This window comes from Enterococcus sp. AMC1086 (assembly GCF_058216575.1).
This window is the reverse complement of the sequence record NZ_CM177100.1, coordinates 2,594,075-2,619,324: the sequence shown is the minus strand read 5'-3', so window position 1 is coordinate 2,619,324 and position 25,250 is coordinate 2,594,075. Positions and strand designations below refer to the sequence as shown.

General features: G+C 36.5%; 27 protein-coding genes. 24 read left to right on the top strand and 3 right to left on the bottom strand.

Annotated elements, in window-relative coordinates; all coding sequences use genetic code 11:
• Positions 1–113 precede the first annotated feature (113 nt).
• The gene (locus AC4BC4_RS12320) at positions 114–923 is read right to left on the bottom strand and encodes a metallophosphoesterase (protein ID WP_490475878.1); all 810 of its coding nucleotides are present in this window, start codon (positions 921–923) and stop codon (positions 114–116) included.
• Between the two features lie 172 nt (positions 924–1,095).
• On the opposite strand from AC4BC4_RS12320, the gene AC4BC4_RS12315 reads away from it, so the two are divergent.
• The 10 genes from AC4BC4_RS12315 (at position 1,096) to recN (ending at position 10,087) form a co-directional block, all read left to right on the top strand.
• A complete protein-coding gene (locus AC4BC4_RS12315; RefSeq protein WP_490475877.1) occupies positions 1,096–2,160 on the top strand; it encodes a M24 family metallopeptidase in 1,065 nt (354 codons plus the stop codon).
• A 436-nt stretch (positions 2,161–2,596) separates the two neighbouring features.
• Positions 2,597–3,022, top strand: coding sequence for an Asp23/Gls24 family envelope stress response protein (locus AC4BC4_RS12310; RefSeq protein WP_438757087.1), 426 nt, complete (start codon positions 2,597–2,599; stop codon positions 3,020–3,022).
• Positions 3,015–3,464 carry a transcription antitermination factor NusB gene (gene nusB, locus AC4BC4_RS12305; RefSeq protein ID WP_069655274.1) on the top strand — a complete coding sequence of 150 codons (450 nt, stop codon included), beginning with the start codon at positions 3,015–3,017 and terminating at the stop codon, positions 3,462–3,464. The genes AC4BC4_RS12310 and nusB overlap by 8 nt, the downstream gene beginning before the upstream one ends.
• A gap of 110 nt (positions 3,465–3,574) precedes the next feature.
• Positions 3,575–4,420, top strand: coding sequence for a bifunctional methylenetetrahydrofolate dehydrogenase/methenyltetrahydrofolate cyclohydrolase (locus tag AC4BC4_RS12300; protein ID WP_490475876.1), 846 nt, complete (start codon positions 3,575–3,577; stop codon positions 4,418–4,420).
• A 9-nt stretch (positions 4,421–4,429) separates the two neighbouring features.
• Complete coding sequence (gene xseA, locus AC4BC4_RS12295) at positions 4,430–5,773, top strand: exodeoxyribonuclease VII large subunit (RefSeq protein WP_490475875.1); 1,344 nt, start codon at positions 4,430–4,432, stop codon at positions 5,771–5,773.
• 4 nt (positions 5,774–5,777) lie between these two features.
• Positions 5,778–6,017, top strand: a complete 240-nt coding sequence (locus tag AC4BC4_RS12290; protein WP_490475874.1) for an exodeoxyribonuclease VII small subunit — start codon at positions 5,778–5,780, stop codon at positions 6,015–6,017.
• Positions 6,017–6,907: a polyprenyl synthetase family protein gene (locus tag AC4BC4_RS12285; protein WP_490475873.1), complete on the top strand. Its 891-nt coding sequence runs from the start codon at positions 6,017–6,019 to the stop codon at positions 6,905–6,907. The genes AC4BC4_RS12290 and AC4BC4_RS12285 overlap by 1 nt, the downstream gene beginning before the upstream one ends.
• A gap of 13 nt (positions 6,908–6,920) precedes the next feature.
• Positions 6,921–7,736 (top strand): TlyA family RNA methyltransferase, encoded by an 816-nt coding sequence (locus AC4BC4_RS12280; protein WP_490475872.1) that lies wholly within the window; start codon positions 6,921–6,923, stop codon positions 7,734–7,736.
• Between the two features lie 192 nt (positions 7,737–7,928).
• Positions 7,929–8,378: an arginine repressor gene (locus tag AC4BC4_RS12275; RefSeq protein WP_438757080.1), complete on the top strand. Its 450-nt coding sequence runs from the start codon at positions 7,929–7,931 to the stop codon at positions 8,376–8,378.
• Positions 8,379–8,395: 17 nt separating this feature from the next.
• Positions 8,396–10,087: a DNA repair protein RecN gene (gene recN / locus AC4BC4_RS12270; RefSeq protein ID WP_490475871.1), complete on the top strand. Its 1,692-nt coding sequence runs from the start codon at positions 8,396–8,398 to the stop codon at positions 10,085–10,087.
• A 142-nt stretch (positions 10,088–10,229) separates the two neighbouring features.
• Here the strand turns inward: recN and AC4BC4_RS12265 are convergent, their stop codons facing one another.
• The gene (locus AC4BC4_RS12265; protein ID WP_071868151.1) at positions 10,230–10,343 is read right to left on the bottom strand and encodes a DUF4044 domain-containing protein; all 114 of its coding nucleotides are present in this window, start codon (positions 10,341–10,343) and stop codon (positions 10,230–10,232) included.
• A gap of 71 nt (positions 10,344–10,414) precedes the next feature.
• Complete coding sequence (locus AC4BC4_RS12260; RefSeq protein WP_490475870.1) at positions 10,415–11,371, bottom strand: magnesium transporter CorA family protein; 957 nt, start codon at positions 11,369–11,371, stop codon at positions 10,415–10,417.
• Between the two features lie 183 nt (positions 11,372–11,554).
• Here AC4BC4_RS12260 and AC4BC4_RS12255 point away from each other — a divergent pair, with 183 nt between their 5' ends.
• The 14 genes from AC4BC4_RS12255 to AC4BC4_RS12190 all read left to right on the top strand — a co-directional run bounded on the left by AC4BC4_RS12255 (position 11,555) and on the right by AC4BC4_RS12190 (position 25,249).
• On the top strand, positions 11,555–11,926 hold the full coding sequence (locus tag AC4BC4_RS12255; protein ID WP_438757077.1) for a DUF3397 domain-containing protein: 372 nt from the start codon (positions 11,555–11,557) through the stop codon (positions 11,924–11,926).
• A gap of 281 nt (positions 11,927–12,207) precedes the next feature.
• Positions 12,208–12,639 carry a division/cell wall cluster transcriptional repressor MraZ gene (gene mraZ / locus AC4BC4_RS12250; protein WP_438757076.1) on the top strand — a complete coding sequence of 144 codons (432 nt, stop codon included), beginning with the start codon at positions 12,208–12,210 and terminating at the stop codon, positions 12,637–12,639.
• A 13-nt stretch (positions 12,640–12,652) separates the two neighbouring features.
• Entirely contained in the window at positions 12,653–13,612 is a 960-nt protein-coding gene (rsmH, locus tag AC4BC4_RS12245; protein WP_438757075.1) for a 16S rRNA (cytosine(1402)-N(4))-methyltransferase RsmH, read from the top strand.
• A 16-nt stretch (positions 13,613–13,628) separates the two neighbouring features.
• The gene (gene ftsL, locus AC4BC4_RS12240; protein WP_438757074.1) at positions 13,629–14,030 is read left to right on the top strand and encodes a cell division protein FtsL; all 402 of its coding nucleotides are present in this window, start codon (positions 13,629–13,631) and stop codon (positions 14,028–14,030) included.
• Between the two features lie 34 nt (positions 14,031–14,064).
• A complete protein-coding gene (locus tag AC4BC4_RS12235) occupies positions 14,065–15,945 on the top strand; it encodes a peptidoglycan D,D-transpeptidase FtsI family protein (protein WP_490475869.1) in 1,881 nt (626 codons plus the stop codon).
• A 58-nt stretch (positions 15,946–16,003) separates the two neighbouring features.
• Positions 16,004–16,969: a phospho-N-acetylmuramoyl-pentapeptide-transferase gene (gene mraY / locus AC4BC4_RS12230; protein ID WP_490475868.1), complete on the top strand. Its 966-nt coding sequence runs from the start codon at positions 16,004–16,006 to the stop codon at positions 16,967–16,969.
• Between the two features lie 397 nt (positions 16,970–17,366).
• A complete protein-coding gene (gene murD / locus AC4BC4_RS12225) occupies positions 17,367–18,737 on the top strand; it encodes a UDP-N-acetylmuramoyl-L-alanine--D-glutamate ligase (protein ID WP_490475867.1) in 1,371 nt (456 codons plus the stop codon).
• A 7-nt stretch (positions 18,738–18,744) separates the two neighbouring features.
• Entirely contained in the window at positions 18,745–19,836 is a 1,092-nt protein-coding gene (murG, locus tag AC4BC4_RS12220; RefSeq protein WP_490475866.1) for an undecaprenyldiphospho-muramoylpentapeptide beta-N-acetylglucosaminyltransferase, read from the top strand.
• Positions 19,837–19,896: 60 nt separating this feature from the next.
• Positions 19,897–20,892 carry a cell division protein FtsQ/DivIB gene (locus AC4BC4_RS12215; RefSeq protein ID WP_490475865.1) on the top strand — a complete coding sequence of 332 codons (996 nt, stop codon included), beginning with the start codon at positions 19,897–19,899 and terminating at the stop codon, positions 20,890–20,892.
• 162 nt (positions 20,893–21,054) lie between these two features.
• Complete coding sequence (ftsA, locus tag AC4BC4_RS12210) at positions 21,055–22,377, top strand: cell division protein FtsA (RefSeq protein ID WP_438757065.1); 1,323 nt, start codon at positions 21,055–21,057, stop codon at positions 22,375–22,377.
• Between the two features lie 26 nt (positions 22,378–22,403).
• The gene (gene ftsZ / locus AC4BC4_RS12205; protein WP_438757064.1) at positions 22,404–23,654 is read left to right on the top strand and encodes a cell division protein FtsZ; all 1,251 of its coding nucleotides are present in this window, start codon (positions 22,404–22,406) and stop codon (positions 23,652–23,654) included.
• Positions 23,655–23,669: 15 nt separating this feature from the next.
• Positions 23,670–24,347: a YggS family pyridoxal phosphate-dependent enzyme gene (locus tag AC4BC4_RS12200; protein ID WP_438757063.1), complete on the top strand. Its 678-nt coding sequence runs from the start codon at positions 23,670–23,672 to the stop codon at positions 24,345–24,347.
• A 13-nt stretch (positions 24,348–24,360) separates the two neighbouring features.
• On the top strand, positions 24,361–24,966 hold the full coding sequence (locus tag AC4BC4_RS12195; RefSeq protein ID WP_490475864.1) for a cell division protein SepF: 606 nt from the start codon (positions 24,361–24,363) through the stop codon (positions 24,964–24,966).
• A gap of 10 nt (positions 24,967–24,976) precedes the next feature.
• Positions 24,977–25,249, top strand: a complete 273-nt coding sequence (locus tag AC4BC4_RS12190; RefSeq protein WP_438757061.1) for a YggT family protein — start codon at positions 24,977–24,979, stop codon at positions 25,247–25,249.
• Position 25,250: the final 1 nt, after the last annotated feature.

Genomic DNA, 25,250 nt, shown 5'->3' with positions numbered 1-25,250 from the left:
TACGTTTGAAACTTAGACAGCTAGGATACATATGGATAAAAAGCGAAGAATATCAATGTTTGAGTAGCCTTAAAGAATCCGAATAAACGATGGGAACAAAAGCAATCTCTACTTTAAACATACAGATCAAAAACAGCGATTTCTGGTGGTACTCCAAAACGTGCTGGAATTTTTGTTGTACCTAATCCTGTATTGACATACAACGTTTTGTCGTTTTCTAAATGATAAAAACCTTCAAAATATTTTTCTGCCATCACATTCTTGATTCTAAAAAAGGGAAGCTTTACTTGGCCACCGTGACTGTGACCGGACAATATTAGCTGAATATTTTGATTGAGTACGTCATCGGCTTTGTCTGGTTCATGGCTTAATAAAATAGTATAGTCACTTTGCCGGTTAGCCAATGTATCCTCAATTGATGAATTCCCTAAAACAGAGTCATCCAAACCACCTATGTAGATCGATTTTTCATTAGAGAGTGGAATAGTAACACCGCTGTTTTCAAGTAAGTGAAAGTCTGATGCAGCTAAAACCTCAGGATAAATATGAGCTGCTCCGCCGCCGTAGTCATGATTCCCCCAGACAGCATATTTTCCTAATGGCGCTTTTAAACGCTTAAGTGCTGTAATAACTTCTTCAACTGGCCCGTATGTTGCGTAGTTATCAAATAAATCACCTGTAAATAAGATAATATCAGGGTTTCCGTTATTGACTTTTGTAACGATTTTTTCTAATTGTGCAACTGGGTATTTTTTCTGAATATGAATGTCTGAAAGTTGTACAACTTTGACCGCCTTTTGTCCGTCATTGCTGCCAACTGTGTAGCGGTGTGTGATGATCATTTTTGGCTCTATAAAAAAGGCATAAAGGGGCATGCCGATAATAGCGAATAGAAATAAGTAGACAAAATATCGTTTTTTCATAGTTGACCTCTCTTTCAAAGCTTACTATAACGAAAAGAAATTAAAAAATGGTAAAATAAATCTAGTAGTATAAAAACTTTAGAATAAATTAGAGGTTACTGCTCTTCGGTGTTTTTCAAAATCATTATTTGATATAATAGGAAAGAACTTATTAGGAAAGAAGGATGAAACAATGATAGCAAGAGTAAATAAATTAAGAGCATTAATGAAAAAAAATGATCTTTCGAGTTTTCTAATCACAAGTCCATATAATTTGCGTTATCTGACAAATTTTACTGGAACAACAGGATTGGCAGTGATTACGTTAGACAAAGCTTTTTTTGTCACTGATTTTCGCTATACAGAACAAGCAGCAGAACAAGCTCAAGACTTTGAAATTATTCAAAATTCTGGGCCGATTTACGATGAAGTTGTAGCGATTGCAGAAAAAGAACAATTGGCAAATATTGCGTTTGAAGAAACGGCTATGAGCTTTGCGGAATATAGTCTTTTGGAAGAAATCACACCATGTGATCTAATACCAGTAGCAGGTCTGATTGAAGAATTGCGTGAAGTCAAAGACGAAGAAGAAATTGCAATCATTGAAAAAGCCTGCAGTATCGCTGATCTTGGATTCAAGCATATTCTGACAGTCATTAAACCTGGTATGACAGAAATTGAAATTGCCAATCAATTAGATTTTTATATGCGTTCTTTAGGCGCTTCAGGTGTATCTTTTGAAACAATCGTAGCAAGTGGTGTGCGCTCTGCAATGCCGCATGGTGTTGCTAGTGAAAAAGTCATTGAAAAAGGTGATTTGATCACGTTGGATTTTGGCTGTTATTATCAAGGATATGTTTCTGATATGACTCGAACATTTGCAATCGGCGAACCAGATAGTAAACTGAAAGAGATTTATCAAATCGTTTTAGAAGCGCAGTTAAAAGTACTAGATGAAGCAAGACCAGGACTGACTGGGATTCAATTGGATGGGATTGCTCGTGATCATATTGCATCTTACGGATATGGTGAGGCATTTGGACATAGTACGGGTCATGGAATTGGCTTAGAAATTCATGAAGGTCCGAATGTTTCGTTTAGAGCAGATAAACAATTTGTAGCTGGAAATGTGATCACGGATGAACCAGGGATTTATCTTGCAGGTCTTGGTGGTGTTAGAATAGAAGATGATTTATTGATTACGAACGAAGGAAATCGAGTTTTAACACATTCGCCCAAAGAATTGATCATATTATAAGAATATTTGTGAAAATAATGAAAAAAATGGTGTGTATCCTAGTTGCAGACTAATTTCTAGGATTAAACTACTTTTGACTCATTTTCTCATAGATTTTTTGGTAGCGAAACGAACGGATTAATGATAAACTAAGGTGGAATGTAAACATAGATAGAGAAATGAGTTGGGAATTCAGTAATTATAAAAGTTTCCAGTCTATAACTATCCAGTTACACAGCTAGCTCCTTGGTGAAAGAGGAAACTGAATGAGATAACAAGAGGTCAGTCAGTTTTTCTTATCGAACAAGAGGAGTTTGCGCTTATGTTTGTATTATCTAGCTTCGTGGACTAGCTTTTCGGAAAAAAGCTTAAATATGAATGAGGTAAAACAACTCAGTCCTATTTTCATATCAGAGCTGAACGAGTCCGCTACGCTTTTATTATAAGGAGGATTAAAATGACTGAAGAAAAAAATCTAGTAATCAATACTAAAGATTCTTTAGGTGAGATTGTTATCGCACCAGAAGTGATTGAAGTCATTATTGGTATTGCAGCATCTAAAATAGATGGTGTGTACGGCATGCGTGGAACATTTGCCAATAATGTAACAGAATTTCTTGGTCGTGCAGCTCACGGTAAGGGAGTTTATTTAAGAGCGGAAGAAGAAGGTCTTAAAGTTGATATTTATTGTTACTTAAATTACGGTATTTCAGTACCTAAAGTAGCCTTAGATATGCAAGATCGTGTGAAACAGCAAGTGCTGTTCATGACAGATATCGATTTAGTGGAAGTCAATATCCATGTGGTAGCAGTAGTACCTGAGAAGCTGCCTGAACCAGATTTTGATGAATTATTCCCGGAAGATGAGGGAGAAAATGAGTAAGCCAAGTTTCACTCGTCATGAGATCCGTGAAAAAGCGCTTCAAGCGTTATTTCCTTTAGACTTTAATGTTGACTTAACAAAACAAGATGCGATTTCATACGCATTAGAGTTAGATAATCAAGAAATCATTAGTGAAGATGGAGAAGAATTTGTCCCGACATACTTAGATTTATTGGTTGGTGGTGTTTGCGATCGAAAAGCAGAACTGGATGAGATCATCAAAAAACATTTAGGGAATAACTGGTCGATTACACGTATTGCTAAAATGGATTTGATCATTTTACGTATGGCTATTTTCGAAATGCTTTATGTTGGGGATGTTCCTAACACAGTTGCTTTGGATGAAGCAATAGAACTTGCAAAAAAATATAGTGATGACCGTTCAAGAAAGTTCGTCAACGGTGTTTTAGCGAATGTGATGAAAGAGATTGATTCAAAGTAGAGATACTTTGAATCTTTTTTCATTTAGAAAATATAAGGAATCATAGAGTTTTAAGACTAGCCAAATTATGCTAAAATGAAAGAATATAGACAAAACGAGGAGTGAGCTTAATGGGAGAGATAATCGACGGCCGCAAATTAGCAGATAAAATGCAGGCACAAATCAAAGAAGAAGTGCAAGAACTTGAAAAAAAAGGCATGCGTCCAGGTTTAGTTGTTTTATTAGTTGGCGAAAATCAAGCCAGTCAAACGTATGTAAAGAATAAAGACATCGCAGCAGCCAAAATCGGCATTCATTCAAAAATCGAACGTCTTCCTGAGACTATTTCAGAAATAGATCTCCTTGACGTGATCGAACAATACAACAAAGATCCAGAATACCATGGAATATTAGTTCAGTTACCATTGCCAAAGCACATTGATGAAGAGAAAATACTATTAGCCGTCGATCCTAAAAAAGATGTCGATGGTTTTCATCCAATGAATATGGGGCATCTGTTTATTGGTGAACCGACGATGATTCCTTGTACTCCATACGGCATCATGAAAATGTTTGAAGCGTATGACATTGATTTAGAAGGCAAACGAGCAGTTGTGATCGGTCGAAGTAATATTGTTGGGAAGCCAATGGCACAACTTCTGATGATGAAAAATGCTACGGTTACAATCGCTCACTCAAGAACTGTTGATTTACCCTCTGTTGCTCGGGAGGCGGATATTTTAGTTGTTGCGATAGGTCGTGGGCACTTTGTGACAAAAGATTTTGTTAAACCTGGTGCCGTCGTCATCGATGTTGGTATGAATCGAGATACGCATGGAAAGTTGATCGGCGATGTAAAATTCGATGAAGTCTCTCCTCTAGCAAGTTATATCACGCCAGTGCCAAAAGGTGTTGGACCGATGACGATCACGATGTTGATGTATCAAACAGTAGAAGCTTGTAAAAAACAAAAGTAAGGTGAGAAGATGGAACAGCAATATTTAACAGTTACAGCTTTAACAAAATATTTAAAACGTAAATTTGATGCTGATCCATATTTGGAACGGGTTTATTTGACTGGTGAAATTTCCAACTTTCGTTTACGTCCAAATGCTCACCAGTATTTTAGTTTAAAAGACGATGGAGCGAAGATTTCAGCAATCATGTTCAAATCTGCTTTTCAAAAACTGAAGTTTCAACCAAAAGAAGGAATGAAAGTCCTTTTAGTTGGTCGAGTTTCATTATATGAAAGTGGTGGTTCCTATCAAATTTATGTCGAGCATATGGAGCCGGATGGTGTGGGCGCTTTATATCAAGCGTTGGCAGAGTTACGTGAGAAATTAGGAAAAGAAGGATTATTTGAAGGACCTAAAAAAAATCTGCCTAGATACCCTAAACGAATTGCCGTTGTAACAAGTCCGAGCGGGGCTGTTATCCGCGATATTATTACGACAGTAAAACGCAGATATCCGATTGCACAACTCGTTTTATTTCCTACGTTAGTGCAAGGAGATCAGGCGGCAGATGATATTGTTCGTAATATTCAACGCATCGAAGAATTAGGGAACTTTGATACAATGATTATTGGTCGTGGTGGTGGTTCGATCGAGGACTTGTGGCCGTTTAATGAAGAACGAGTAGCCAGAGCGATTTATCAGGCAAATACACCAGTTATTTCTTCAGTGGGTCACGAGACAGATATAACGATTGCCGATATGGTAGCTGATGTGAGAGCGGCAACACCAACTGCAGCAGCAGAACTGGCCGTTCCAGTATTGAATGAAGAATTACTAAAAATCAAAGATCGGCAAACGCGCTTAGAGCAAAGTTTTCTTTATCAATTACAGCAAAAAAATGAACGGTATCAACGGTTGAAAAATTCATATGTATTCAAGCAACCAGACCGTTTGTATGAAGGACAAACCATTAAATTAGACCGAATCACGCAACGCTTGATGCAATCGATGGAAACTGTTTATCATCAAAAACAACGAACAGCACAAGAAATTATTGCTCAATTTAAACAACAAACACCAATCGGACAAATCAGAGAAAGTCAGCAGCAACTAACGTTTTTGAACAAATCACTTCATGATAGAATGGGACAATACATGAAAGATAAAGAAAAACAATTTACTTCTGCTGTCCAACAGCTGGATTTGTTGAGCCCATTAAAAATCATGGGTCGAGGCTATAGTTATACGACGAAAAAACAACAAGTCATCAAGTCTGTCAATGAACTACAACCAAAAGAAAAAATTCAAATCCATTATGTGGATGGTGTGGTAGATACGGTGATTGAAAAAATAACGTCCACTGAAAAGGAGTAACAAAATGGCTAAAGAAAAAGCAGTCGAAAAAACATTTGAAGAATCACTAATTGAATTAGAAGAGATCGTTCAACGGTTAGAGCGTGGAGATGTTCCTTTAGAAGAAGCCTTAGCTGCGTTTCAACAAGGGATGGTCTTAAGTAAACAGTGCCAAGATACATTGGAAAAAGCTGAAAAAACTCTGACAAAAGTTATGACAGAAACTAACGAAGAAGTGACTTTTGAAGAAAGCGAGGACAATTGATGGAAGATTTCACTGAATTTCGTAAGTTGAGTTTACCGCTTATTGAAAAAGAAATGGAAAATTTTATCAATGAATACACTGCAAATGAGCAATTAAAAGAAGCGATGTTGTATTCAATTCATGCAGGAGGAAAAAGGTTTCGTCCACTTTTAGTTTTAGCTACGATTCGTTCATTTAATAAAGAAGTGGAAGTACATGATTATCAAGTCGGGGCTGCTTTAGAAATGGTTCATACCTATTCATTGATCCATGATGATTTACCAGCGATGGACGATGATGATTTGCGCCGTGGTAAACCAACGAATCACAAAGTCTTTGGTGAAGCGTATGCGATTTTAGCAGGTGATGGACTACTCACAGCTGCTTTTCAATTGATCGCAATCAGTCAACTCGAGTCAAATCAAAAAATATTGTTGATCCAACTGTTAAGTAAAGCTTCTGGTACACAGGGGATGGTGGCTGGACAGGCTGGCGATTTGCAAGGTGAAAAACGAGCATTGTCACTATCTGAATTAGCGAATGTTCATGAAAAGAAAACAGGGGCTTTAATCGAATTTGCTCTGTTAGCTGGTGGTATTTTAGCCAATCAGCCAAAAGAAGTTGTCGACTTATTAGGTGTTTTTGCGCAACATTTAGGTTTAGCTTTTCAGATCAAAGATGACTTGTTGGATGCAACAAGCTCAGAAGAAGAGTTGGGTAAGCAAGTTGGCCGAGATGAAGCGCTAAACAAAAGTACTTATCCGATCTTACTTGGATTAGATGGAGCTAAAGAGGCGCTGGAGGAACAATTAGCAATAGGAAATGATACATTAGAGAAAATAAAACAAACAAGCTCAGAATTTCAATCAGAATTATTACATGAATTGTTAGAACAATTGCGGTTAGGCTAGAAAGAAGGCATTTATGAAGAAAGAGCGCGTAGATATTTTAGCGTTTACTCAAGGATTATTTGAAACAAGAGAAAAGGCCAAACGTGCAGTAATGGCAGGACTCGTTTATAACGATAAAAATGAACGATTAGATAAACCCGGTGAGAAAATTTTGATTGAAACGCCTTTACAAGTAAAAGGTCAAACCTTACAATACGTTTCTCGCGGTGGTTTAAAACTTGAAAAAGCGTTAGACGTATTTGAATTAGATGTGACGGATAAAACTATGTTGGACATTGGTTCATCTACTGGCGGATTTACCGATGTAGCGTTGCAAAATGGCGCTCGTTTGAGCTATGCGCTAGATGTTGGTTATAATCAACTCGCATGGAAGATCCGTCAAGACGAACGAGTAGTTGTCATGGAACGAACGAATTTCCGCTACAGCACACCAGAAGATTTTCAAGCAGGCACTCCAGATATCGCAACGATCGATGTATCCTTTATCTCTCTAAAATTGATTTTACCTCCACTGCACAACATCTTGAAACCAGGTGGTAAAGTCATTGCGTTGATCAAGCCTCAATTTGAAGCGGGTAAAGAGTTGGTTGGCAAAAAAGGTATTGTCCGTGAACCTGAAACCCATAAAATGGTTTTAAATGATATTCTTTCATTTGCACAAGAAAATGGATATTCAGTCAGCGGATTGGATTATTCACCCATCACTGGTGGAGAAGGAAATATCGAATTTTTGGCCTATTTAACTTCTGAAAAGACATTAGAGCCTAAAGAGCTATCGACGGAGATCACAACTGTTGTTGAAGCGGCTCATAAAAAGTTAAAAGGCTAGTGAGTAAACACAGATAGATCGATTCTTTTGTCAAATAAAAGACTTGATTCATAAGACTGAGATAAAGCGTTAGACGTTTTGTTTCAGCCTTATTTTTTATGCTTTCAAAATGAATAAAAATACGCTATGATAAAATGGAAATGAAAGGCTAAGATTTATAAGGTGGATCATTATGAAAAGGAGTAAATAGTTATGAGAAAAAAAGATCGGCATCGTCTGATTACTCGTTTATTAGCTGATAAAAATATACAAAAACAAGAAGACTTTGTCACTTACTTAGAAGAAAAAGGCATAGAAGTGACTCAAGCAACGATTTCTCGTGATATTAAAGAAATGAAACTAATCAAAGTACCATCTATAGATGGTGGTTATCGTTACAGTGTTCCTGCAGAAACAAAAGAAGATACTTCTGTAAAACTTGAAAAATTAATGAAAGATGCATTTGTTTCAGTTGATCAAATGGAAAAGCACGTTATTTTGCGTACTATACCAGGGAATGCTGCAGCAGCATCTAATTTAATCGAAAAGCACTATAAAGAAATTGTCTTTGCAACACTTAACGATGATGATGGCGTGTTGATCATCGCACGAACTGAAAAAGACGCTGAATTTTTAAAAAATGAATTTTTCCGATATTTATAAAATCGAGGTGAATAGAAATGTTGCAAGAACTTTCTGTAAAGAATTTTGCGATCATATCCTCATTGCAATTAGAATTTCAAATGGGAATGACCGTTTTAACCGGTGAAACCGGTGCTGGGAAATCAATTATTATTGATGCAATGGGATTATTGACAGGCGGACGCGGATCAAGTGACTATATTCGTCAAGGCGCTTCTAAATGTACATTGGAAGGTCTCTTTACAATGCCGAAAAACCAAGAGCTAGTGAATCTTTTGGAAGAATTAGGAATCGAAAAAGATGAGGATTCGATTGTGATTCAACGGGATATTTCAACTTCAGGTAAGAATGTTTGCCGAGTGAATGGTCGAATCATCAATATCGCAAATTTACGCAAAATTGGTGAATTTCTAGTTGATATTCACGGCCAGAATGAACACCAGGAATTGATGCAGAGTGAAAAACATTTAGGCATGCTTGACGATTTTGGCGGCAAAGAGTTGCTAAAGATAAAAGAGCAATATGAGGGGCTTTACTCGGAGTATCGTATGATCGAAAAGAAAGTCAGAAACAGACAAAAAAATGAAAAAGAATTCGCTCAACGTATGGATATGCTGCAGTTTCAAAGCGATGAAATAGCTGCAGCTGAACTTGTTTTAGGTGAAGAAGAACAATTGATCGAAGAACGAAATAAACTTGGGAATTTCCAGAAAATCGCAGATGCTTTGACAGCCAGTTATGAAGCAGTCAATGGAGATGGTGATAGCAGTCTAGATAAAATCGGTTATGCAATGAATGAATTGTTATCGATAGAGATGCTTGATCTTGAGTACAAAGCAATATCAGAAGCTGTTCAAAATAGTTATTATCTTTTGCAAGAAGCGAGCGGTGATCTGTCTCGCCACATCGATAGTCTAGAATTAGACGAAAATCGGTTAAACGAAGTAGAAACTCGACTGGAACTCATCAGACAGATGAAAAGAAAGTATGGCGAGTCAATAGAAACGATCCTAGATTATTATCAAGAAATCACGCGAGAATTAGCAGATGCTGATTTTTTAGAAGGCCGGACGGGTGAGTTAGAATCATTACTAGTTGAAAAGAAAAAACAAGTAATTGAGAGTGGTTTAAAGTTACGGGAAAGCAGAAAGAAAATTGCAAAAAAATTAGAAAAGAATATTTTAAAAGAATTAAAGGAATTATATATGGAGCGTACAGTATTTGATATCCGTTTCACAGAATTGTCAGAAGAACAATTTACTGAGGAAGGACTAGATCAAGTCGAATTTTATATAACGACAAATCCTGGAGAGCCATTAAAACCTTTAGTAAGAGTTGCGTCTGGTGGAGAACTTTCCCGTGTGATGTTGGCATTAAAAACAATCTTTTCTAAGTCTCAAGGAATCACAAGTATTGTTTTTGATGAGGTTGATACAGGTGTTAGTGGCCGCGTTGCACAAGCGATCGCAGATAAAATCTACCAAATTTCTGAAAACTCACAAGTGCTATGTATTACGCATCTTCCTCAAGTCGCTGCTGTAGCCGACTATCAATATTTTATTGAAAAAGAAATTATTGGCGAACGTACAGAAACAAAGGTTAGAAGATTGAAAAAAGATGAACGAGTAGCCGAAATTGCCCGTATGCTTTCAGGCAGTGAAATTACGAAACTAACGACTGAACATGCAAAAGAATTATTGAATATGGCTGGAAATGAACGTAGAAGTTAAGAGGCTAGAACAAAAGTATTTAGGGTGTGGAACAAAAAGTGATTGTTCCTTTTGTCCACACCCGTTAAACTCCATCAAAAAAATGAGAAGAAAATGATGGTAGACATCGAATTTTCTTCTCATTCACTGTTTATTTAGTTGATTATCGTAAACTCATTATGGCAGTCAAGATTGTTGAACCAGCAATGGCAATCAGCATCAACCAAACAACGACTTTAGTGACTTTAGAAAAAGTACTTGTCTTTTTATCGTTCATTGATTATACACATCCTTATTCTTTACTTTCTCTAGTTTACATCGTTTTACTAAAATCAGCAACTAGAAATTTTACAAAAGGTTTCTTTTTTTTAGCCGTCGAATCACAAAAATGCAAGTTGCTGTCGTAATGATGAAGATCCAAAAAAAGGCATCTCCGCGATTAGCAAAGGGCAATTTTACATTCATACCAAATATTCCACCAACGATTGTAGGAATTGTCAAGACGATTGTTAAAGATGTTAAAATTTTCATTACATTATTCAGATTATTTGAAACGATTGCTGAAAAAGTATCGCTAACTTTATCCACCAGTTTTAATTGAATGCTTGTAGTCGTTGCTGCTTGTTTTGTTTCCACCAAAATATCATGGAGATGTGGCAAATGTGCTCTTGGCTCTGTAAATATTCGGGCGTTATAAAGCGTATTTAAAACCTCTAAGTTAGAATTTATTGCAAATTCAAAATAGACCAAGCTTTTTTGGATATCCATCATTTGATAAAGTTGCTTGTTTTCGGTTGAAACTTTTAATTCACCTTCCAGTTTATTGGTTTGCTGAATTAGTTCTTTCAAAAAACGATTATAATAAGTTGAAATTTGCCATGATAAATACAGAATTAAGGTTTCTTGAATGGGCAAATCATTATCAGGTACGGGAGTAGCAAGTGTCTGCTTTAAAAAATCAGCTGAATTATTGATAACCGTAATTACTTTTCCGCAAGTTGTCAAAATGATTGCGAAAGGAAATGTATCTAATTGGGTATAACCGCTAGGACTGATCGTTGCATGAGGATATTGGAGCAGCATCAAAGCGGGTCCTTCCAAAGTATTTTGATGTAATCCCTCGAAACGAGAATTCTCATTATCATCCAGTACACCTGTGATATAATCTTTAGGAAGTTTATAGGTCGTGACTAATTGGTTGATCTCTTCTTCAGTTGGTTTTTCTACAGCAAGCCAGATCGTGTTATCTGTATCAGACCGAGAAGAAATCAATTGACCATTTTCTATTGTTAAATAATTAATCAAAATGTCACCTCTTTTTTTATGAAACTAGTCTAGTTCTATTATAATAGAGTTGGTGTGTTTTGTGAAAGAAAGTTCTTTTATTTTAGTATTATTTAGGCACGAACTTTTAAACGAAATGAAACATGTGTGTAAAGAAAATAAAGTATAGTTAATACAGTGTGTTACGAAAGGAATTGTTAGTAAATGGTGTCTTTTTCAGTCATTATGCTTTTTTGGTATGTTTTTCCAGTAATTGTCTTATTTGCGTGTAACTTTATTATTTCGACGTTCTCTTTAACAGAGCGTTTTAAATTAAAAGCACCGGATATGTCAATTCCATTTTTATTTATAGGATTGAATGAATTATCAAAAGATAGTTATGGACAATCAATTGTACCTTATATGATCATTTCTATTTTATTATTAGGTATTTGTGTAGCTGTTTTTCAAGCGTATTATAATGGCGAAATCCTTTATGGCAGATATTTTAAAATGTTTTGGCGCTTGGTCTTTCTTTTGAGCCTAGTTTTATATGCTGTTCTTATTTTGTTGAATATCGTTCATTATTTTTCATAAAACAAAAATGGTGGAGGCAGATTACTATCCCACTTCTCCCCACCGTTTTTACTTGTAATATTTTTATGATAAATCGAATATATAAATAAGACGGAGAATATATATATAAATCTGATATACAGGTGTTGATACCGCTTTCTTTAAAAAAATCTTAAAAACTGAAATATTACAAACTATTTAAATAACGATTAAATGGTAGAAGATTTACGGTTTTTTGTGGTAGAAAGTGGTTGGATGTGGTAGACTATTCCTATCAAGTGGAAAAATGGGAGGAATTGGCTATGTTTATGGGTGAATTTCAACATAATATAGATGCCAAAGGCCGACTCATTGTACCAGCTAAATTTCGGGACCAATTAGGTGAGAAGTTTGTGGTAACTAGGGGGATGGATGGCTGTTTATTTGGTTATCCAATGTGCGAATGGGAACAACTAGAAGAGAAATTGAAAGAAATGCCTCTTGCTAAGAAAGATGCCCGCACATTTGTCCGCTTTTTTTATTCGGCTGCTACAGAATGCGAGATCGATAAACAAGGTAGGATCAATATCCCTGCTGCGTTAAGAACGCATGGTAGTTTGGAAAAAGCCTGTGTGATCATCGGTGTATCAAATAGAATTGAGATTTGGGATGAAGCTCGCTGGCAAGAATTTTCAACAGAAGCTGAAGAGAATTTTGATGAAATTGCAGAAACAATGATTGATTTTGGTTTTTAGAAAGAGGAGCATTATGACAGAGGATTTTCAGCATTATACTGTTTTGCGAAAAGAGACAGTTGACGGCTTACATGTGAAAGAAGACGGCATCTATGTCGATTGCACATTGGGCGGCGCAGGTCATAGTGAGTATTTGCTTTCACAATTAAGCGAACAAGGACATTTGTATGCGTTCGATCAAGATCAAAAAGCATTGGATTTTGCAGCAAAACGATTAAAAAAATATGTTGATCGAGGTATGGTGACCTTTATCAAGTCGAATTTTAGACATTTAAAAGAAGAGTTAGCCAATCAGGAGATTTATTATGTTGATGGTATTTTATACGACTTAGGTGTTTCTTCTCCTCAGTTGGATGAAGCGGAGCGTGGATTTAGTTACCATCAGGATGCACCGTTAGACATGCGGATGGATCAAGACGCACAACTATCAGCATACCAAGTTGTCAATGACTATAGCTATCATGAATTAGTGAAGATTTTCTTCCGTTACGGGGAAGAAAAGTTCTCTAAACAAGTTGCTAGAGAAATCGAACGGGTCCGTGCCAAAGCGCCGATCGAAACAACTGGTGAATTAGTAGAAATTATAAAATCAGCAATTCCAGCACCAGCTAGACGCAAAGGTGGACATCCAGCAAAACGAATTTTTCAAGCAATTCGAATTGCAGTAAATGATGAACTGGGAGTTGTAGAAGAATCTTTAGAACAAGCCATTGCTTTATTGAACAAAAACGGTCGGATCAGCGTGATTACTTTTCACTCATTAGAAGATCGAATTGTAAAGAGCATGTTTAAAGAATATAGCACAATGCAGGATCTACCACCTGGACTACCTGTAGTTCCAGAAGAATTTCAACCCGAATTAAAAGTAATAACTAGAAAGCCGATTTTACCAGGTGAGACTGAGTTGGCTGAAAATAATCGCTCGCGAAGTGCTAAATTACGAATTGCCGAAAAAGTTAAATTAAACTTATAAAGAAAGGGGTATTGACATGGCTGAGTTAAAAAAAATGGAAGAATTCCAATATGATGTTCCGATAATGGATGAACCAGTCATTGCTCCTGAAAATGAACCTAAAGTTCAAAGAAATGTTGACCTACCCCAATCTCCGAAAAGGAAGTTGAGAAATATCTCACTTTTAGAAAAGGCAATTGGCTTCTTATTATTAGTAGCGATTATTGGAATAGCAATTCTCACCATTCAAGTACGTACATCTATTACACAAATGACCAATCAAATTACTGAGACGCAAGCAACGATTCAAGCAAAAGAAGAATCAGCTTTAAAATTAGAGCAACAAAAAAATGAATTATCAAAAGCAGATCGAATCAAGGACGTTGCAAAGAATAAAGGCCTTTCTGATAATATTGAAAATATTAAGAAAGTGAAGTAATAAAATACAAGGAAATATAAGGAAAGTGAAATAGATGAGCAAAAAAAATAAAATAAAGAATTTTGTCAAAAAGAAGAACTTAAATCCAATGAACAATCGTAAAAAAGTAGGCATTATTTTATTTGCTACGAGTATTGGATTGTTCTTTTTATTTGCCTTTAGATTAACCTATATTGTAGCTGTGGGAAAAGTTGCGGGCGTTTCATTACCAGAAAAGACAGCGGATCTGTATCAAGGCAGTAGTGTGGTCAAAGCTAAAAGAGGTGCGATTTTAGACCGTAACGGAGACGTGATCGCAGAAGATGCTACCTCTTATTCTGTGTATGCTATTTTGTCAGAGACTTATCTAGGTGAAGAAAATAAAAAACTTTATGCGCAGAAAAAAGATTTTCAAACGTTAGCAGAAATTTTAGATAGAAATACGGAACTGACGAAAGATGAAGTTTTAAAATATTTAAATAGCGGTGTAAATGAAGACGGCACTGTGAAATTTCAAGTTGAATTTGGTACTAAAGGGAAAAACATCTCTTTAGAAACTAGACAAAAAATTGAAGATGAATTAAAGCAAAATAAAGTTTCTGGACTCTATTTCGAAGGTCACCCTGCTAGAATTTATCCCAATGGGGTCTTTGCTTCTCATTTTATCGGGTATACTGACTCTGCTGATGCTGAGGATGATTCAAAAGGGTTAGTCGGAAAGATGGGCTTAGAAGAATCATATAACGACATACTAAAAGGTCAAGACGGTAAGATCGACTACGAAAAAGATGTATACGGAAATCCCTTACCTGGAACAGTGGCGAATGAGAAGAAAGCTGTTGATGGGAAAGATATCTACACAACAATAGATAGTCGAATACAAAGTCAGTTGGAATCTCTGCTTGATCCTGTGGTTGAAGAATACAAGCCAGAAGATATGACTGCAATGTTGATGAAAGCAGACACTGGTGAAATACTTGCAATGTCACAGCGCCCATCCTACAATCCTGAAACTAAAGAAGGATTAGGAAAAGATACTGTTTGGCGTAATATTTTAGTGGAAGATAAATTTGAGCCAGGTTCTACTATGAAACTTTTTACAGCGGCAGCTGCGATGCAAGAAGGAAAATTTAATCCTAATACAACGTTCAATTATCCAGCGGGTGGTTATAAGCTGGATGACCGAACAGTGAATGATCATGACTTTGGGGCGGTAGGACCTTTAACATTTCGTCAAGCAATTTCTTGGTCTAGTAACGTTGGGATGCTGACTTTAGAACAAGCAATGGATCCTACTGGACAAGTCTGGAAAAGTTATTTAGAAAAATTTGGTTTTGGAAAATCCACAAACTCAGGATTGGCAGGAGAATCAGCTGGAGAACTGCCAGAAGATAACTGGGTCGATCTAGCAATGTCCTCGTTTGGACAAGCTATTTCGGTCACTAATTTCCAAATGATGCAGGCGTATACTGCAATTGCCAACGATGGTTCAATGACAAAACCTCAATATATTAGCAAAATCGTAGATAAAAATACTGGAGAAGAAAAAGTAACGCAAACAGAAAAAGTAGGGCAACCTATCATAACACCGCAAGCGGCAAGTGATATCAGAACATACATGATTGATACAGTTGAAGATCCGAATTACGGTATTGCTTATGATGTGTACAAAGTACCTGGGTATCATGTAGCAGCTAAAACAGGAACGGCTCAAATTACTGGAGAAAATGGGTATATGGCTGGTTTAACAGACTATACATATTCAGTTGTCGAGATGGTTCCAGCAGAAAAACCAGAGTATATTTTATATCTTACAATGAAAAAACCTCAGACCTATACAAGAGAGGCACTTGCTAAAATTGCTAATCCACTGATGAAAGTGGTAATGGACTCAATGGATAGTGATTCAAATGAAGTAGTAGAACCTGCTAAATAAGGATCAAAAATAAATGGAAAAGTAAATCAATGCAAGTTGAATAATTAGGAGAGATATCATGGAGTGGACACAAATTTTTATTCCCATAGTATTTAGTTTTGCTATAACGGTGGCAGTGATGCCGATATTTATCGGGTATTTTCAAATGAAAAAACAAGGTCAAACAACGCGTGAAGATGGCCCAACTTGGCACAATGTAAAAACAGGAACACCAACGATGGGTGGCTTGGTTTTTCTAGTTGCAAGTTTTATCACCTCATTATTAGTGGGATTATGGAAACAAGAACTCACTCCGTCTTTACTGATTATTTTATTTATCTTGGTTCTTTATGGTTTATTAGGATTTTTAGATGATTTTATCAAAGTATTCAAGAAAAGAAATATGGGATTAAATTCCCGTCAAAAATTGATTGGTCAAATCATTGGCGGGTTAGTCTTTTATTTTGTATATCGCTCAGAAGGCTTACCAGATACACTAGATTTATTTGGTGCTGTATCAGTGCCTTTAGGTGTTTTTTATGGCCTATTTGTTATTTTTTGGTTGGTCGGATTTTCAAATGCAGTGAATTTGACTGACGGTATTGATGGCTTAGTTGCAGGATTAGGAACGATTTCGTTTGCTACATATGCAATCATCGCTTGGAAACAGCAGCAGTTTGATGTTGTTATCGTATGTTTAAGTGTAATCGGTGGTCTATTAGGATTTTTCCCTTACAATAGAAAACCTGCTAAAATTTTTATGGGAGATGTTGGTTCACTTGCGTTAGGTGGTTTGCTAGCAGCAATTTCTATTATATTACGTCAAGAGTGGACGTTATTGTTGATCGGTCTTGTTTATGTATGTGAAACACTTAGTGTTATCTTGCAAGTTGCTTCATTTAAACTATTCGGTAAACGAATTTTTAAAATGTCACCAATTCATCATCACTTTGAAATGTGTGGCTGGTCTGAGTGGAAGATCGATATTGTTTTTTGGTTGACTGGAGCTGTCTGTTCAGCAATCACTTTATGGATTGTTTTATAGAGTGTCTTTGACAGGAATAACGTTTGTACCAAGAAGTAGAACTTGAGAAAATAGATGATCTAAGAGTGGAATCAAAAGCATTCCACTCTTGGATTCCTAATTTTCTATAAGACTAACCGCTTCTTTCAGCATTTCTATTGTGTCTAGCATCAAGAAGCAGTCTTTAGGAAAATAGATAATCTACGAATGGAATCAAAAGCATTCCACTCTTAGATTCCTAATTTTCTACAAAACTAACCGCTTCTTTCAGCATTTCTATTGTGTCTAGCATCAAGAAGCAGTCTTTAGGAAAATAGATAATCTACGAATGGAATCAAAAGCATTCCACTCTTAGATTGCTAATTTTCTACAAGACTGACCGCTTCTTTCAGCATTTCTAAGATAAGGGGAAATTATAATGAAAAAAATTACAGAGTATGAAAACAAAAAAGTCCTTGTTCTTGGGCTTGCTAAGAGTGGTGTTAGTGCTGCGAAGTTGCTGCATGAATTGGGTGCATTAGTAACTGTCAATGACTTTAAACAATTTGATCAAAACCCTGAAGCCCAAGATTTATTAACCTTGGGTATTCGTGTTGTTACAGGTGGACATCCGATCGAACTTTTAGACGAAGATTTTTCTTTAATTGTAAAGAATCCTGGCATTCCTTATACGAATCCTTTAGTAGAGAAAGCTTTAAGCATGAATTTACCTGTTCTTACCGAAGTGGAGCTGGCGTATCAAATTGCTGAGTGCCCGATTATCGGAATCACTGGAACGAATGGAAAGACAACGACAACTACAATGATAGGATTGCTATTGAATGCACAACGCAAAAATGGAACTGCTCGTTTAGCCGGAAATATTGGATTTCCAGCAAGTGAAGTAGCTGAGGTCGCAAATGCTGCAGATGATATCATCATGGAATTATCTAGTTTCCAATTGATGGGAATTCAAACATTTCATCCGCAAATCGCTGTAATCACAAATATTTACGAAGCACATTTAGATTACCATGGATCAAGAGAAGAGTATGTAAAAGCTAAATGGGCAATACAAGAAAATATGCAAGAAAGTGACTCTCTTGTGCTAAATTGGAACCAACAGGAGTTGCAAGAATTAAGCAAGACAACGAAAGCTACGATTATTCCATTTTCAACTGAGGAAAAAGTTGCTGGAGCCTATCTTATAGATGGAGAAATCTACTATAGAGATGAATATATTATGTTAGCGAATGAGTTAGGTGTACCAGGCAGTCATAATATTGAGAATGCCTTAGCAGCAATTTGTGTTGCTAAATTAAAAAATATACCAACTAGTGTGATCAGAAAAACGTTGATGGTTTTTACTGGGGTGCCTCACCGTACGCAGTACATAGGGGAACTGGCAGGACGAAAATTTTACAACGATTCAAAAGCAACGAATATACTAGCAACTAAAATGGCTTTAAGTGGTTTTGATCATTCCTCACTTGTTTTATTAGCTGGCGGTTTGGATCGAGGCAATGATTTTGATGAGCTGATTCCCTCACTACAAGGAATCAAAGCAATCATTCTTTTTGGTGAAACAAAAGATAAACTGCGCAAAGCAGCAGTCGAAGCTGGAATTAAAACAATACAATTGACAGAAAATGTCCAAACTGCTGTCCGTGAAGCCTATGCTTTTTCCGAAAAAGATGATACTATTCTATTATCGCCTGCGTGTGCAAGTTGGGACCAATATCCTAATTTTGAATTGCGTGGAGAGGCGTTTATCCAAGCAATGCACCAGCTAAAAGACATAGAAAAGTGAGATAATGATGAAAATATTAATAACCGGCGGCGGAACAGGTGGACATATATATCCTGCTTTGGCCTTTATCAACTATGTAAAACAAGTAGACCCTAGTACCGAATTCATGTATGTAGGAACCCAAATAGGTTTAGAAAGCAAAATTGTTCCAAAATATAATATTCCTTTTAAGACGATCAAAATCCAAGGATTTCGTCGCTCGCTTAATCCTCAAAATATTAAAACAGTCTATCTTTTTCTAAGTAGTATAGGGAAAGCAAAAAAAATTATTAAAGACTTTCAACCAGATGTTGTCATTGGAACAGGAGGGTATGTGTCTGGTTCAGTGGTCTATGCGGCAAAGCAGTTGAAGATTCCAACAATCATACACGAGCAAAATAGCATACCAGGAATGACAAATAAGTTTTTAAGCAGATATGCGTCAAAGGTAGCTATTTGTTTTCCCGATGTTGCTGAGTATTTTCCTAAAGACAAGGTAATCTTGACAGGAAATCCACGAGCGCAAGAGGTCGTGATGATCAAAAAAACAGATATTTTAAAAGAATATGGACTAGATCCTAACAAAAAAACTGTAGTCATCTTTGGCGGTAGTCGAGGGGCACTAAAAATCAACCAAGCGTTTATTGAGGCTTTCCCACTATTTGAGCAACGGGATTACCAAATTCTTTATGCATCTGGAGAGCGATATTATGAAGAATTACAAGAAACATTAAAGCTTTCCGAAAAGAAATTGACAAACATAAGTATTCAGCCGTATATTGATAAAATGGCAGAAGTTTTAGCAGCAGCAGATTTAATGGTTGGTCGAGCTGGAGCAACTTCTATCGCAGAATTTACTGCGCTAGGACTGCCTGCAATTTTAATACCAAGCCCATATGTCACAAATGATCATCAAACAAAAAATGCACAAAGCTTAGTTAAATCTGGAGCAGTTGAAATGATTACCGACAAAGAACTTACAGGTCTGAATCTAGTCACTGAAATTGATGCGATTTTATTAGATGAGACTCGTCATCAATCGATGGCTGAGGCTTCAAAAAAAGAAGGCATACCTGATGCTGGTGAACGACTGTACAAAGTGGTAAAAGAGATAACTTGATAGGAGGTGTAGAAGATTAGTAAGAAAAAAGATGACTCAGGGGGTCAAGAAGACCAACATTTGGATACTTCTGAACAAATAGATGAGCAAAATCTGACCCCGTGGCAAAAAGAAAATCTAGAATATTTAAAAACGCAAGGCGGCAAGCCTGTATGGGACCCTTCTGTTGTTTCTAATGAAAAGGAAGACCAAGAAGAATCTGTTGAAGATGAAGAAACTGAAATGAATGAAATTCCTCCAGAGGAGCTTGAAACAGAAGAGAAACAAAAGCAAACTTACGAATCTTTTGCAGACCGCTTACCAAAAATAAAAAAAGTACGAAATAAGCGATTATTTCGCAGATTGACATTGATTGTTTCCGTCTTTTTGATTGCAATTTTGATTGTACTTTATTTTGTTTCTCCACTTAGCAAGTTAGGCAATATCGGTGTATCAGGCAGTAAATCGATTGATAGTCAGAAAATCATTGCCCAATCTAAATTGGAAAAAGGCAAGAGTTTGTGGGAGCAATTTGGCGACAGAAAAATTTACGAAAAAAAAATCGAGCGTCAATTACCGCGTGTAAAAAAAGCGACTATCTCATTGAGTGGAATCAATTCATTTAATATAAAAATTGAGGAATATAAAGTCGTTGCATTAGAATCCACAAATAATATGTTTCATCCTATTTTAGAAAACGGAAAAATATTACCTGAGGAAATGAAAGCACCTGAAAGTGGTATGCCTGTTTTCCAAAACTTTAAAGATCAGTCTACCATTAAAAATTTAATGAATTCTTATAATAAACTGCCAGAAGACTTGAAGCAAAATATCTCAGAGATTCGTTATGCGCCATCTAATGCAAACAAAGAATTGATCAATATCAATATGAAAGATGCCAATGAAGTCATCGTAAATATCTCTCAATTAGATGAGAAAATGGCGTATTACAGCAAGGTAGCGAGTCAAATGGAGAAACCTGGGATCATCGATATGGAAGTCGGTATTTTCTCATATCCTTTTAATAATGAAGAGACTGAAGAAAATGTAGAAGAATCTTCACAAGTACTAGAATAAACTTAAAAAAAATAAAAGAATAAAATAGTAGAATCTACTTTCTAAAAAGCCTATGTTTATGGTAAAATTGAAAGAAGTGAGTATTCATAAAAAAATATATATTTAATCGGGTATTTTTTGCCCGCTTACATATTGGAATTAATAGGAGGAGGAACCCCATTCATGGCAAAGACAGGAATGTATGTAGGCCTTGATATTGGTACAACATCAGTAAAAGTTGTAGTTGCTGAGTTTATCGAAGGTCAAATGAATATCATTGGCGTAGGAAACGCAAAATCTGATGGATTAAATCGAGGGATTATTGTCGATATAGATAAAACAGTAAATGCGATTCAAAGAGCAGTAAGACAAGCAGAAGAAAAAGCGGGAATTCAAATTAAAAGTGTGAATGTGGGGTTACCAGCAAACTTACTTGAAGTGGAAAATTGCCAAGGAATGATCGCTGTAAGTAGTGAGTCAAAAGAAATCACTGATGAAGATGTAAGAAATGTTGCATCTGCAGCCTTGGTTCGTTCAACTCCTCCTGAACGTCAAATCGTAGCAATCCTACCTCAAGAATTTACAGTAGATGGGTTTGAAGGGATTAAAGATCCTAGAGGAATGATTGGCGTTCGTTTAGAAATGTTCGGAGTAGTCTTTACAGGTCCGAAAACAATTATTCATAATACAAGAAAATGTGTTGAAAAAGCAGGGCTAACTGTCAATGAATTAGTGATTATGCCTTTAGCTTTGACTGAGACAGTTTTATCAGACGGTGAGAAAGATTTTGGAACGATTGTCATTGATATGGGTGGCGGACAAACAACGACTTCTGTGATGCATGATAAACAATTGAAATTTACTCATGTAAATCAAGAAGGTGGGGAGTTTGTTACGAAAGATGTTTCCATCGTACTGAACACATCATTCAATAATGCTGAAGCATTGAAAATCAATTATGGCGATGCTTATCCAGAAAGAACATCTGTGAGTGAAGAATTTCCAGTTGATGTCATTGGTAAATCTGAACCAGTGAAAGTTGATGAACGTTACCTTTCAGAAGTAATCGAAGCTAGAGTAGAACAAATCTTTAAAAAATCAAAAGAAGTATTGGACGAAATCGATGCATTGGAACTACCAGGTGGCGTAATCTTGACAGGTGGTGGCGCAAGTCTTCCTGGTGTGGTTGATTTAGCACAGGAAATTTTTGATTCAAGTGTGAAATTATACGTACCTAATCATATGGGATTACGCAATCCAGTATTTACGAATGTGATTAGTATTGTAGAATATTCAGCTCAACTGAATGACATTTATCATATTGCTAAAGGCGCGATTCCAGGTGAAAAAATTAGACCATCACAGCCAATCGCTGTTCAAAAAGAAGTACAATATGATAATTATGCAGATGCACCTCAAGAAGATTACGATGATTCTGAAATTCATGAATCAGGTGAAAAAGTAACTGGTAAGATCAAGGACTTCTTCTCAAACATTTTTGACTAACTATTAAAACAGGAGGAAACGATACTATGGAATTTTCTTTAGATAATAATATTAACAATGGCGCAGTCATCAAAGTTATCGGTGTAGGCGGCGGCGGTGGAAATGCTGTAAACCGCATGATCGATGAAAACGTCAAAGGCGTTGAATTCATCGCTGCAAACACAGATGTACAAGCCCTTAAAAACTCAAAAGCAGAAACTGTGATTCAACTTGGACCTAAGTATACACGCGGTTTAGGTGCTGGATCTCAACCAGAAGTTGGCCAAAAATCAGCAGAAGAAAGTGAACAAGTGATTTCAGATGCCTTGCAAGGTGCAGATATGATTTTTATAACTGCTGGTATGGGTGGCGGAACAGGAACTGGGGCGGCTCCTGTAGTTGCTAAAATTGCAAAAGAATTAGGTGCTTTAACAGTTGGAGTGGTTACACGACCATTTAGTTTTGAAGGACCCAAACGTGGGCGCTACGCAGCAGAAGGAATTGCTCTTTTAAAAGAGAATGTCGATACATTACTAATCATTTCAAATAACCGTTTATTAGAAGTAGTTGATAAGAAGACACCAATGCTTGAGGCATTCCGCGAAGCAGATAATGTTTTACGTCAAGGTGTGCAAGGTATTTCAGATTTGATCACAGCTCCAGGCTATGTCAACTTGGACTTTGCTGATGTGAAAACGGTTATGGAAAACCAAGGAACTGCTTTAATGGGAATCGGTGTTGCGAGCGGTGAAGATCGTGTGATCGAAGCCACTAAAAAAGCGATTTCTTCGCCATTACTAGAAACATCTATTGATGGTGCTGAACAAGTGTTGTTAAATATCACAGGTGGCTTGGACATGACTTTATTTGAAGCTCAAGATGCTTCTGATATCGTAACAAGTGCTGCGACAGGTGATGTAAATATTATTTTAGGTACTTCAATCAATGAAGATTTAGGCGATGAAATTCGTGTAACAGTTATTGCAACAGGAATCGATCCTTCTAAAAAAGATCGTAAATCTCAACGTCAGAGTAGACCTACTCAAATCCAAACAGTGCAACAAACACCAGTCTTGGATATGGAACAATCAAAACCATCACAACCTCAACCTCAAGAAGAGACCAGTGCTTTTGGTGATTGGGATATCCGTCGTGAACAAAATGTACGGCCAAAAGTCGAAGATACAACATTTGAGAATGTTGAGAAAAAAGAATTTGAAACATTTCATCGTGAAGAACCATCACAAAATAATGACGATGAATTAAATACACCACCATTTTTCCGCAGAAAAAGATAGGAGCGACTTTTACTCATGCTAGTTGATAATTTAGAAAAAATAAATCAAGAAATTCAGCTAGCATGTCAAAAAGCAGCTCGGTCAGACAATGATGTAACAATGATTGCTGTGACTAAATCCGTGGAAAAAGACACTGCCAAGAAACTTGCTGAACTTGGTATTGAGAATATGGCTGAGAACCGAGTTGACAAATTACTGGAGAAAAAAATGGCACTTGAAGATTTTCCGTCTATTAAGTGGCATTTGATTGGTAATTTACAGCGTAGGAAGGTAAAATCAATAATAAATGAGATTGATTATTTTCATGCTTTGGATAGTTTTAAATTAGCAGAGGAAATTCAGAAGCGCTCAGTGAAGCAAATTTCTTGTTTCGTTGAGGTGAATATAACTGGTGAGGAAAGCAAGCACGGACTTAAATCAGAAGAAGTAATTGATTTTATTCATCAATTAGCATCATTTGATAAAATAAAAATCATAGGCTTAATGACTATGGCGCCGTTGGATGCGTCTGAACAAGTTCTTCGGGATGTTTTTTCTAAGTTAAAAAAACTACAATCTGCAATAAATAATCTGCATCTTTCATATGCACCATGTACAGATCTTAGTATGGGAATGAGTAATGATTTCCCAATCGCTATTGAAGAAGGTGCAACTTTTGTACGAATCGGAACAGCAATTTTCAGAGGTGCGTAAAGGAGGGGAATCTATGTCAATTTTTAGTAAAAATGCGTTATCCAGCTTTTTTGGATTATCTAGTGAAGATGAATATGATAATTATGATGAATACGAAGAGCAAAAGGTAGTTAATGAACCACCAAGACAGACGGTTCGACAAACACAAGCGCAGGTACAAAGACCGACTGCAGCTGAGTCTTTGACCGAAAAACCTTCTGCTCGTTATCGTTCAACAGAAGCGCATCAAGATAAGAAAGAAAGCCGTCAGGAAACAGCATTTAATGAGAAAAAGGTTGTCTCCATGCGTAGTTCTAATAACTCAAATTCTAAACGTTCACAAGACACACATAGCTCGAGTAAACCAGGTAAAATTACAATAATTGAACCACGTGTTTATTCCGAGGCAATGAATATCGCAAAACATATTATTGCAAGTGACGCTGTGTTGATTAATTTTCATTTAGTGGAAGAAAGTCAAGCAAGAAGAATTGTAGACTTTCTTACAGGAACTGTTTATGCGTTAGATGGAGACATTCAACGTGTAGGCGATGAAATTTTTCTTTGCACGCCATCAAACATTGAAATCGATAGTGCTACTGCACAATCGTTAGCTAAGAAACAAATGTTTGATTTTTAGTTAGGAGGTAATGAGTATCGCTTTATTCATATATATACTATATACAGGTGTTCGAATTTATTCCGGCGTTTTAATCATATATGCATTATTATCTTGGTTTCCAGGAGCATATGATTCAATGTTTGGCCGTTTGATTTCAAGAATTTCAGAACCTTACTTAAGCTTATTTGATCGATTGAATTTGAACATTGGGATGATTGGTTTTAATGTGATGATTGCAATCATCGTGTTAAATTTAGCTGCGAGCGGATTAGGACGAATTTTAGAGTCAATCATGTATTAAT

Coding starts and splice junctions, on each gene's coding strand:
- AC4BC4_RS12320 (WP_490475878.1), bottom strand. CDS start 923: ATGAAAAAACGATATTTTGTCTACTTATTTCTATTCGCTATTATCGGC.
- AC4BC4_RS12315 (WP_490475877.1), top strand. CDS start 1,096: ATGATAGCAAGAGTAAATAAATTAAGAGCATTAATGAAAAAAAATGAT.
- AC4BC4_RS12310 (WP_438757087.1), top strand. CDS start 2,597: ATGACTGAAGAAAAAAATCTAGTAATCAATACTAAAGATTCTTTAGGT.
- nusB (WP_069655274.1), top strand. CDS start 3,015: ATGAGTAAGCCAAGTTTCACTCGTCATGAGATCCGTGAAAAAGCGCTT.
- AC4BC4_RS12300 (WP_490475876.1), top strand. CDS start 3,575: ATGGGAGAGATAATCGACGGCCGCAAATTAGCAGATAAAATGCAGGCA.
- xseA (WP_490475875.1), top strand. CDS start 4,430: ATGGAACAGCAATATTTAACAGTTACAGCTTTAACAAAATATTTAAAA.
- AC4BC4_RS12290 (WP_490475874.1), top strand. CDS start 5,778: ATGGCTAAAGAAAAAGCAGTCGAAAAAACATTTGAAGAATCACTAATT.
- AC4BC4_RS12285 (WP_490475873.1), top strand. CDS start 6,017: ATGGAAGATTTCACTGAATTTCGTAAGTTGAGTTTACCGCTTATTGAA.
- AC4BC4_RS12280 (WP_490475872.1), top strand. CDS start 6,921: ATGAAGAAAGAGCGCGTAGATATTTTAGCGTTTACTCAAGGATTATTT.
- AC4BC4_RS12275 (WP_438757080.1), top strand. CDS start 7,929: ATGAGAAAAAAAGATCGGCATCGTCTGATTACTCGTTTATTAGCTGAT.
- recN (WP_490475871.1), top strand. CDS start 8,396: ATGTTGCAAGAACTTTCTGTAAAGAATTTTGCGATCATATCCTCATTG.
- AC4BC4_RS12265 (WP_071868151.1), bottom strand. CDS start 10,343: ATGAACGATAAAAAGACAAGTACTTTTTCTAAAGTCACTAAAGTCGTT.
- AC4BC4_RS12255 (WP_438757077.1), top strand. CDS start 11,555: ATGGTGTCTTTTTCAGTCATTATGCTTTTTTGGTATGTTTTTCCAGTA.
- mraZ (WP_438757076.1), top strand. CDS start 12,208: ATGTTTATGGGTGAATTTCAACATAATATAGATGCCAAAGGCCGACTC.
- rsmH (WP_438757075.1), top strand. CDS start 12,653: ATGACAGAGGATTTTCAGCATTATACTGTTTTGCGAAAAGAGACAGTT.
- ftsL (WP_438757074.1), top strand. CDS start 13,629: ATGGCTGAGTTAAAAAAAATGGAAGAATTCCAATATGATGTTCCGATA.
- AC4BC4_RS12235 (WP_490475869.1), top strand. CDS start 14,065: ATGAGCAAAAAAAATAAAATAAAGAATTTTGTCAAAAAGAAGAACTTA.
- mraY (WP_490475868.1), top strand. CDS start 16,004: ATGGAGTGGACACAAATTTTTATTCCCATAGTATTTAGTTTTGCTATA.
- murD (WP_490475867.1), top strand. CDS start 17,367: ATGAAAAAAATTACAGAGTATGAAAACAAAAAAGTCCTTGTTCTTGGG.
- murG (WP_490475866.1), top strand. CDS start 18,745: ATGAAAATATTAATAACCGGCGGCGGAACAGGTGGACATATATATCCT.
- ftsA (WP_438757065.1), top strand. CDS start 21,055: ATGGCAAAGACAGGAATGTATGTAGGCCTTGATATTGGTACAACATCA.
- ftsZ (WP_438757064.1), top strand. CDS start 22,404: ATGGAATTTTCTTTAGATAATAATATTAACAATGGCGCAGTCATCAAA.
- AC4BC4_RS12200 (WP_438757063.1), top strand. CDS start 23,670: ATGCTAGTTGATAATTTAGAAAAAATAAATCAAGAAATTCAGCTAGCA.
- AC4BC4_RS12195 (WP_490475864.1), top strand. CDS start 24,361: ATGTCAATTTTTAGTAAAAATGCGTTATCCAGCTTTTTTGGATTATCT.
- AC4BC4_RS12190 (WP_438757061.1), top strand. CDS start 24,977: ATGAGTATCGCTTTATTCATATATATACTATATACAGGTGTTCGAATT.